The 9,004-nt window shown below is 62.2% G+C and carries 8 protein-coding genes; 6 read left to right on the top strand and 2 right to left on the bottom strand.

The features are described 5' to 3' along the window. Positions 1-5: 5 nt before the first annotated feature. From P0D89_RS39100 to P0D89_RS39125, 6 genes are all read left to right on the top strand, one after another. The gene (locus P0D89_RS39100) at positions 6-887 is read left to right on the top strand and encodes an AraC family transcriptional regulator (RefSeq protein ID WP_408366824.1); all 882 of its coding nucleotides are present in this window, start codon (positions 6-8) and stop codon (positions 885-887) included. Further along, positions 884-1,093, top strand: coding sequence for a DUF938 domain-containing protein (locus P0D89_RS39105; RefSeq protein WP_408366826.1), 210 nt, complete (start codon positions 884-886; stop codon positions 1,091-1,093). Before P0D89_RS39100 ends, P0D89_RS39105 begins: the two co-directional genes overlap by 4 nt. A 349-nt stretch (positions 1,094-1,442) precedes the next feature. After that, on the top strand, positions 1,443-2,852 hold the full coding sequence (locus P0D89_RS39110; RefSeq protein WP_408366828.1) for a coniferyl aldehyde dehydrogenase: 1,410 nt from the start codon (positions 1,443-1,445) through the stop codon (positions 2,850-2,852). A gap of 177 nt (positions 2,853-3,029) precedes the next feature. Continuing rightward, on the top strand, positions 3,030-4,049 hold the full coding sequence (locus P0D89_RS39115) for an NAD(P)H-dependent flavin oxidoreductase (RefSeq protein ID WP_408366830.1): 1,020 nt from the start codon (positions 3,030-3,032) through the stop codon (positions 4,047-4,049). A gap of 290 nt (positions 4,050-4,339) precedes the next feature. Further along, positions 4,340-6,166 carry a GMC family oxidoreductase gene (locus tag P0D89_RS39120; protein ID WP_408366832.1) on the top strand — a complete coding sequence of 609 codons (1,827 nt, stop codon included), beginning with the start codon at positions 4,340-4,342 and terminating at the stop codon, positions 6,164-6,166. 474 nt (positions 6,167-6,640) lie between these two features. Beyond that, positions 6,641-7,174: an RNA polymerase sigma factor gene (locus P0D89_RS39125; protein WP_408366834.1), complete on the top strand. Its 534-nt coding sequence runs from the start codon at positions 6,641-6,643 to the stop codon at positions 7,172-7,174. A 460-nt stretch (positions 7,175-7,634) separates the two neighbouring features. Here P0D89_RS39125 and P0D89_RS39130 read toward each other — a convergent pair whose 3' ends face one another. Continuing rightward, complete coding sequence (locus P0D89_RS39130; protein ID WP_408366836.1) at positions 7,635-8,351, bottom strand: transposase; 717 nt, start codon at positions 8,349-8,351, stop codon at positions 7,635-7,637. A gap of 88 nt (positions 8,352-8,439) precedes the next feature. Beyond that, complete coding sequence (locus P0D89_RS39135; protein ID WP_408366838.1) at positions 8,440-8,706, bottom strand: hypothetical protein; 267 nt, start codon at positions 8,704-8,706, stop codon at positions 8,440-8,442. Between the last annotated feature and the right edge of the window lie 298 nt (positions 8,707-9,004).

Below are 9,004 nucleotides of genomic sequence, written 5' to 3' on the forward strand. Positions count from 1 at the left end.
GTCACGTGAGGCCGATCCACCCCATCATTGAACAGGCCAACTCGGCCTTCCCCAATCTCGAGGTTGAACTGGGCGACGAGCAGGTGAATCGCTCTATCATCTCGCGCCGGATCGGGCGATACGCCGTCACGCATCTCAAGACGCCGGCCACTGCGGTCGAGCTGATCGGACGGCGCGCTGTGGACGTTGGCCTTGGCAACCACCTCAAGCTGATGTGGCAGCTCGCTGGACGAATGCGGTTCGAGGGTTCCAGCAGAAAGTTTGATGTCGCGCCGGGCGACCTGGTGGTCACGTCCATGGGCGAGGACTACCGGCTGGAAATGCTCGAAGGGCACGAAGCCCTCATTTTGATCTTCGATCCTGCAGACGACCCGAAGTGGCCCGAGCTGGCCAGGGACGCATTGACCACACCGATTGCCCGACAGCCCGGAATCATGACAGCGGCCGGCGGGGTTCGCGCTCTCCTGTCCGCCCCGGAAGGTCGCACGGGCGAATTCGCAGCGCGTACGATGATCGATCTGGCCCTGCTCAGCACGCGGCAACCCGATCGCGAGGACGACCCTCGCAGGTCACCTCTTCTGGCGCGAGCGGCGCTGCATGTCCTGCGCAATATACCGGACAGCACATACGGACCCGAGCGACTGGCGCGAGATATGGGTATGTCGCGACGATCTCTATACATGCGTCTCGCGGCTTTCGGGACGACGCCGGGCGAGCTGATTCGGCGCACCCGGCTTGATCGCGCGCGGGCTGACATCCTCCGGGATCGCACCCGCTCGCTCCTCGATATTGCGCTGGCAAACGGTTTTGGCGACGGCGCCAGCTTGAGCCGCGCGTTCCGCATCGCCTATGGGCATCCGCCGAGTGAGCTGCGTCGCGAAGATTGAGTCCATCATTCCTGCGCGGAGGTGCACGCAACGCTCCCTCGAACGCCGCTTTCGACGCGTCTCTAAAGGCGCGCCACCCGTCTTGGGGATTGCGTAATATTGCTGATCCCGAACGCGTGGGTGAATCTTCCAGATTGATCCTCCTTGAGACAATCGAAATGCCTGCCAACAAAACGTTGGTTGTCCTCTCCAACGTTGATCGCTGAACAATCGTCTCATTCTGACGAGTTATTTCGCGACGCGATGAGCGTCCGCAGCATCTTCGTTTCTATTCGGGAACGCGGGCACACGACGTAGACCGTCCAGTCATCCTTTTCATTTTTCCACCGCCAGCAATGACTTTCCGCCATGCCAGAGATGCGCTCTGCTTGATGACTAAGCGCGCCTTCGAAAAGCCTTCGCGTGGGTGGCTGATACCGCGGAGCGCTCGATGGCAGTGAAATATCAGAGCAGAAAAGAAGTATGCACGGCTGGTCAAGCAACTGCATCCTGCGACAAGCACATGGCGGTCTGCCCAGCTAAATTTTGGTCACTACTTTGATAAGGAGCATTCAAGTGACCATCACCGACTTCAAGACCCAACTGCACAGCCTCATCCAACTCCAGCGTACAGCGCATACAAAAGAGGGCGTTCCTGATGCGCAGACCCGCAAAGATCGGCTGATGCGCGCAGCGGCGATGCTTGCGCGGGCAAGTGACGCCATCACTGTCGCCGTGTCAGCGGACTTTGGCCATCGCAGCGCCGATGAGACCAGATTCGAGACTTTCGGCGCCGTGAATTCATTCCGCTACGCTGCGACAAGCGTCGAGAATTGGATGCGACCCGCGCAGCATCCCGCGTTGGTGCAGGGCGCAAAGGCGCGTGTGGAATATATTCCTCTCGGCGTGATCGGAGTTGTCGGCCCATGGAACTACCCGATCATGTGCGTCTTCGGGCCGCTCGCAGGTATTCTCGCCGCGGGAAACCGCGCGATCATCAAGCCGTCTGAGTTCACGCCGCGGACCTCTGCGTTGCTCGCTCGGCTGATCGCCGAGACATTTCATCCGAGTGAAGTAGCGACCGTGCACGATGAAGCCGCAGAGGGTGCTCTATTCTCGGCGGCGCCATTTGACCATCTGATGTTCACGGGTTCTACGTCCGTTGGACGGCATGTAATGCGGGCGGCGGCTGACAACCTGACGCCGGTCACGCTGGAGCTCGGTGGCAAATCGCCGGTGATCGTCCGCGACACCTATGATCTCGCCGAGGCAGCTCAGCGTGTGATGGCGGTGAAGTTGCGCAATGCCGGGCAAATCTGCCTTGCGCCGGACTATGCACTGGTCCCTGCGGGAAGCGAGCGTGAGTTCGCTGAACACTGCGTCACCGCTGCGCGTCGCATGTATCCGGACGGTCTCGATTCTTTGGACTACACGTCAATCATAAATGACGAGCATTTCTCACGACTTGAGCGACTAGTGGCAGACGCTGACGCCAGAGGCGCAGAAGTACTGAACGTCTTCAAACTCGCTAGACCGGGGAGCGCGCGCCGCATGATGCCGGCCTTGATTCTCAATCCGTCTCGCGACACGTCGGTAATGCGCGACGAGATTTTTGGTCCGATCCTGCCGATACTCGGCTATCGCAGCATTGACGATGCGCTGGAAACGATCCGATCCGGCCCGTGCCCATTGGCTCTCTATTACTTCGGAGCGGACGATGAGCAGGCTCGCCAGGTGCTCGACGGCGCCGCTTCGGGCGGCGTAACGATCAATGACGTGATGACCCACATGTTTGTCGAGGACATGCCCTACGGCGGGATCGGCGCATCCGGCATGGGGGCCTACCGGGGCGAAGCGGGTTTCCGCACCTTCAGTCATGCACGCGCGATCTACCGGCAGACCGAGGCGAAGGAAGCGGTGACGCTCCTCCATCCGCCTTATGGCGACCCGTATCGGCAGTTCCTTTCCGCTGCAATGGCTGGGTAGCGGAAAGGCGAACCGAAACCCTGGCACTTCGTCGACAAATCACCAACAGATATCAAACTGCAAGGCGCGATCATGAATGAACGTTTCCTCTCACCCAAAACCAACCATGCCTCTTTCGGCGTAACACCTTCGTCACCCGCAGCTGAATCTTTGTTGAGGGATACGAAAGGAAGAAGTATGTCCAGTATCGCTACGCGCTTCACCGAGCGTTTCGGCTTGCGATATCCATTCGCCTGTGCCGGCATGGCCTTCGCCGCGACCGAGGACTTGGCGCTGGCGGTCTGCCGCGGCGGAGGTGTTGGCGCCATCGGAGTGGGCCTCATACCCGCGGAGGAGCTTCGCGCCACGATTCGGCGCGTGCGCCGGCAGACGACAGCGCCGTTCAACATCAACTTTCTCACTATCTTCGACAATGACGCGCGAGTTCGTGTCTGTGCAGAAGAACGCGTGCCGATCGTGTCGTTTCATTGGGGTCATCCTTCGACGGAGCACATCAAGCTCCTTCGCGATGCAGGCGTCTCGGTCTGGGAACAAATCGGTTCTGTCGACGCCGCGAAGAAAGCACGCGCCGATGGGATCGAAGTGATTGTCGCTCAGGGATGGGAGGCAGGCGGCCATAACTATGGTGGTGTGCCGACCTTGGCGCTCGTGCGGCTGGTTGTTGATGCCGTAGGGCCATCGCTTGTACTGGCCGCCGGCGGCATTGCAGATGGACGCGGAGCCGCCGCGGCCCTGGCGCTCGGTGCCGATGGCGTATGGGTCGGGTCGCGGATGGTGGCGACACGCGAAGCGGCCGTGCACCCCGAGCACAAGCGGCGCATCGTCGCCGCCAACGGAGAACAGGCGGTCCTGTCATCCATCTTCGGCCCCGAGATGCCGCAGTTCAACCCGATGCGCGTCATCCGCAACCGCGTCGTCGACGAATGGAACGATCGCCTGGAGGAAGTGCCAACTCGGCGCGATCAACTGCCGGAAATCGGCCGGACGCGTTTTCTGGATCAGGACCGGGTGCTGCGCAAATTCGACGCCTTGCTGGCAACAACCGACACCGAAGCCGATTGGGAGGAAATGCCCTGGCTTGGCGGGCAGGGAATCGGTCTCATCCATGATATTCCGTCGGCAGCCGATGCTGTCGAAACGATGATGACCGACGCAGGGGCGATCCTCGATCGCCTGGCCGGGTCGAGACGGCCCTAGCTGAGGAGCCGGCTATGGGACTCGTGAAAGCCGCTCATGGCCGGAGGGTCCTCGCCCGGGCGAAGGATTCACGGTTCGCAGGCGCAGCCGCGAGCGGTCCGGACGACGGTTATTTGCCAGACCCACAGGCGAATGGCGGCCGGAACGGTCGCGGATCCAAAGGCGATACTAGCCGCGCCCCACCTGCCAAGGCTCGGTCCGGATCGGAACCGGGCGGCCGAATATCGTCACTTCCACCAACAACTCGTCGCCGACCGAGTCGACGCCGACTATCTCTGGGGAGACTAAGCATGAGCAACTACGATTTCGTCATCGTTGGCGGCGGTTCGGCGGGCGCTGCGCTCGCCGCGCGGCTGTCGGAGGACGCCGCCGTGAGCGTGGCGCTGATGGAGGCGGGCGATCGACCGCCGCCGCGCGAGGCGATGCCGGCCGCCTGCGCAAGCCTGCAGCTCGATCCCGAGACCGACTGGATGATGAGCGGCGATCCTGGAAACGGAGGGCGGGGATTCAAGAACCGCCGCATGCCGGTGCCGCGCGGCAAGATGCTCGGCGGATCTTCCGGGATCAACTACATGGTCTTCGTGCGGGGCCACCCGGGCGATTTCGACCATTGGGCCGAGCTTGGTGCGAAGGGATGGAGCTACGAAGAGGTGCTGCCCTGCTTCAAGCGGATGGAGGAGGTCGCACCGACTAACGAAGCCAGCATCGACCGGGGCCTGAGAGGGTTTGATGGCCCGGTCGGCGTCGGCATACGCTCGCCCGTCATTCCAGCGGCCCGCGACTTCGTCAGGGCCGCGGAGGCAGCCGGAATTCCCGCGGGCGACTACAACGGCGCTGGTCGCTTCAACCCGGCCGGTGTTGCCTCGCTGACCCAGACCAATACCCGAAGGGGCAAGCGATCGAGCACGTTTCACGCCTATCTCGAGGGTGCGGCTGAACGGCGCGACAACCTGACGATTATCACCGGCGCGCACGTCACGCGGCTCATCCTCGATGGGCAAGGCGATGCGCTGACGGCGACCGGCGTGGAATACCGCGACCGCGAAGGCGAGCTCAGGACGGTCCATGCGCGGCGCGAGGTGATCCTCAGCGCAGGGGCGGTCGGCTCGCCGCACATCCTGATGTTGTCCGGCGTCGGCCCGCGGCGCGAGCTCGAGGCCGCCGGCATCCCCTGCCGCCTCGACCTGCCAGCGGTCGGGAAGCATCTGAAGGATCACGTCCAGGCGCCGATGATATTCGCCGCTCCCGGCGCTGGCGTGTCGATGGCCGAGATCGGCGTGTCGGCCGGGCCCGACGCGCTTCGGGCGCCCGCCGGGCCATTGCCAGCCGATCCCGCGGACGATACGGGCCTGATCGGGGAACTCGCGCTGCTGAAGGCCGAGGCCGAACGGCGCCTTTCCGAGTGGGTCGAGACTGGAAACAGCCTTGTCGCGTCATCGCTCTATGACGGCATCTCGTTCTACTCGACCGGCCTCGGCGACGACTTCACGCACGATGCGCAGATCGGCTTCATCCCCTGCGGCTACGATGCGCACATCCTGGGTAACTGCATCAATCTCGACCTCGACCTGTACTTTGAGGACTCGGCCGCATCGCTCGCGCCGACGGCCGAGAACGTGTCCTTCGTCGCCAGCGTTTGCGTGCCGCACAGCGAGGGCGAACTCGTGATCGTCAGCGCCGATCCGGCGACGCCCCCCGATATCCGGTTCAACTATTTCAGCGATGGTCACGATCTCAAGGTGATGGTCGCCATCATGCGCCGCGTGCTGGCGATCGCCGAGAACTGGCCCGGGCCGAACGGGCTCGGACCATGGTTGATTCCGCCGAAGCTGGCGGCGCTACACGGCTTCCGGCCCGGCGAAACGCCGAGCGACGCGCTGCTGGAGAATTTCGCGCTGCACTTCGGGATGACCGTCTATCACCTGTGCTGCACGTGCCGAATCGGCAGCGTCGTCGACCCACGCCTGCGTGTCTTCGGGGTCGCGAACCTGCGGGTCGCCGATGCGAGCGTCATGCCCGAAATCCCGAGCGGGAACATCAATGCGCCGTCGATCATGATCGGCGAGCGCGCCGCCGATCTTATCGCGGCCGATCACGGCGTCCGGCTTGAGGCCTGAACACCATGTGGATTGGCGAGGGGCGGGATAGCAGCCCAACCAGTCCGTCGAGGCCCTGAAAGTCGGGCGCGCCCGACACCAGGCGTCTGGAACCTGTCGCGAATATGCGGTTCCGGCGCGAGGGCCAATGTCTCCTATTGGCGGATTTCGTTGAAGGCGGTTTCGGGCGCAGCGAGACGGGTCGGCTGAGAGCGGCCACGCGGCTCCTCATGCCGTTGCTAGCGCTGCTGGCGGGATGAGCTTCACGTCAGTCACCACCTGAATCAACGACCGGCAAAGATCAAATCACGACCACCGACAAGAACAGCCATGCCTTAACCGCCATCAGAGAACCGCGAACATGGACGTACACGTGCTGACATTTTCAGTATTTCGTTTCTCGCGCTGCTGCGACCCTCACATCACACTAACGTCCTTGCGAGGCACCCGTGCGAAGTGTGCGACGCGCTGGGTACCAATGTGGAATTGCAGCGAATGAGCAGCGCGGATTTACCCGGGATGCTTCCTTCGATGCTGCCTCGCCTGTGGACATTCGCACTGCGCCTTACTCGCGACAGACATGACGCGGAGGATCTGGTGCAGCGCGCGTGCGTACGGGCGCTGGAGCGCGCGGATCAATTGCAGCCGGGCACCGCGCCTCTTAGCTGGGTGTTTTCGATCGTCCACACAACGTGGATCAACGAACTGCAAGCACGCAATGTACGCAAGCGGTCCAGCGTGGAATGGGACGACAGCCGCGTGCAGAACGTCGCTGACCAATCGGTGAGGACGCCGGAAGAGGGCCTGATGAACAGGCAGATCATCGACGCGGTGATGCGACTGCCGGAGGCCCAACGCGCCGTGGTGCTGCTCGTCGCCGTGGAAGGGTTGAGTTATACGGAAGCCGCCGAGGTTCTCAACGTGCCAATTGGAACCGTGATGAGCCGACTGTCGCGTGCGCGGCAGGCAATCGGTGCTCATTTCACGCCGGGTCGGCGAAGTCGAAAATCTGTCGGCAGTGCTCCGTGAGCGGGGTGTCGACGTAGACACGCGTGGCGCGTCTACCAGCTGCCACTTACGGCTCATTCCTGGCTTTTTCGACACACCCATAAAGCAACTCACGTTCATTATGGTGGTTCCAGAATACCGCTGCCTCGACCGACAAGCTGCGCCCGTCCGAAGGGCAGAGTCACGCCCTGAGGTCGTCAGTCAAGGTTTTTCAGAGGGAAGTTGGTTTCCGGGACCCCGGTCCGTATGGAGCGGGCAGGCCAGCCCATGTGAAGAAGACGTCATGCGCCCCGCCTAACGAGTTACCCGCCGCCGGCCAGCGTCATGGTCGTAACAGGGGACCTGCCGGCCGGCCGTGGACAACTCGCGACAACGGGTCGAACGGAGGAAATCCACCGACCTGGAAGCGGACTGCGTGACCGCCGACCGAAACGGGTTACCGTGTAAACAAGCAAGGTTTCCTTGCTTGTTTTTCTTTTGATTAGCCCACGTGTGCGAGGGCGCGTGTCGTGCGAACCTTGGGCGGCCGGTCGCGCAGCAGCAGGGGCATCAAACGCCGGTTGGCTGTCTGCGCCGCCCACTCGCAATACGCGGTGCTGCCGAGCACCCAGCCCTTGAGCGTCGACTGCATCAGGTTATTCACCTCGAGTTCGTCAAGGGGCTGTGCGCCCAAATCGCGGTAAGCCTGGTGGCGCTCGAACGGCGTATTGCCGAGCGCCCGGTAGAGTGGATGGTCCTTGATGAAGCTATCGACACGCAGCCCGATGTGATGCGTGTAGCTGGACCACTGGTAGTTTCCCGGCTCTGCCACAAGGCGGTTGCGCACCGGCGCATGATCGATGACCTGGCTCGCGAGCAGGAAATACACGTCGGGCTCAATCACTGTTGCACAGTAACCGCCACGCCACACCGTACCGCGGCGTCCATGGCGGCGGTTGAAGGTCTCGACATAGCGACGGCCGACCGCCTGCATCGCCATGGCCACGCTCGACTCGTATGAAGGCGTGACGAGGAACTGTACCGCGTCAGGCATGAGTACCCACGCGTGGACTGCCAGGTCGGCGACGCGCGCTGCGTCTGCCAGGCAGGCGAGGAAGTACCGGTAGTCTCCTTCGTCCAGGAATGCGGGCCCCGTGAGCCCCTGCAAGATAACGTGCTGCGGTTGTTCTGGAACGTAGTGCCGTGCAAGCCGTGTCATGCTGAATTAACCGGAAATCCGATGTGAGAAAGCGATCCGACAGGTATCGGACCCGTGACGGTGCGTCACGTGGGTACAGGACGAAATTCTATCGGTCATATGCTTGCGTTTGCATCACGAACAGGGCTTTTTTCTGGCCTCTTTTCGTTGATTTGCCGATCGCAACCGGCATTTCTTTTATGCCACCGCTGAATAGCCGCGCCGCGCTATACACCTCCAGACGCTCTGCCTGCGCGCCATCTGGCACCAATACATCAGGCAGCATGACGGTACAGCGGTAGAAGCGCCCCTGGTCTCCATTCTCATCCCACCTGAACCGGTCAAAGCCCAGCGTAATGTGATTCGCGAATTTCATCGATAGGTATCCGAACGATAACCATAGCCTCCAATCCGAGACCTTGGGCGGCGGCCAATGTCAAGACGAACTCGGCTGCCGTTGCGACGGGCAATCTGCAGACAAATCAACGAGACCCGGAAACTGGTGCCACATGGAGCGGTGCTTTAATCGCACTGAATAAGTCGCAGGTGGCGTCTTCGGTGCCCGGACGTAAAGCGCCCAGCGCGCGATGAGGGGATTGACGAGGAGGTCACTGGAGGCGCACACGTTGCCTCCAGCAATGACTCTCAGCTAATGGCAATGGGGAAGCGCTGCC

This window comes from Paraburkholderia sp. RL18-085-BIA-A (assembly GCF_046027075.1).
In the GTDB taxonomy this organism is placed as follows: domain Bacteria; phylum Pseudomonadota; class Gammaproteobacteria; order Burkholderiales; family Burkholderiaceae; genus Paraburkholderia.

Excerpts from the sequence above, each read along its gene's own strand:
- P0D89_RS39135 (WP_408366838.1), bottom strand. The coding sequence starts at position 8,706 with ATGAAATTCGCGAATCACATTACGCTGGGCTTTGACCGGTTCAGGTGG.
- P0D89_RS39115 (WP_408366830.1), top strand. The coding sequence starts at position 3,030 with ATGTCCAGTATCGCTACGCGCTTCACCGAGCGTTTCGGCTTGCGATAT.
- P0D89_RS39125 (WP_408366834.1), top strand. The coding sequence starts at position 6,641 with ATGAGCAGCGCGGATTTACCCGGGATGCTTCCTTCGATGCTGCCTCGC.
- P0D89_RS39120 (WP_408366832.1), top strand. The coding sequence starts at position 4,340 with ATGAGCAACTACGATTTCGTCATCGTTGGCGGCGGTTCGGCGGGCGCT.
- P0D89_RS39130 (WP_408366836.1), bottom strand. The coding sequence starts at position 8,351 with ATGACACGGCTTGCACGGCACTACGTTCCAGAACAACCGCAGCACGTT.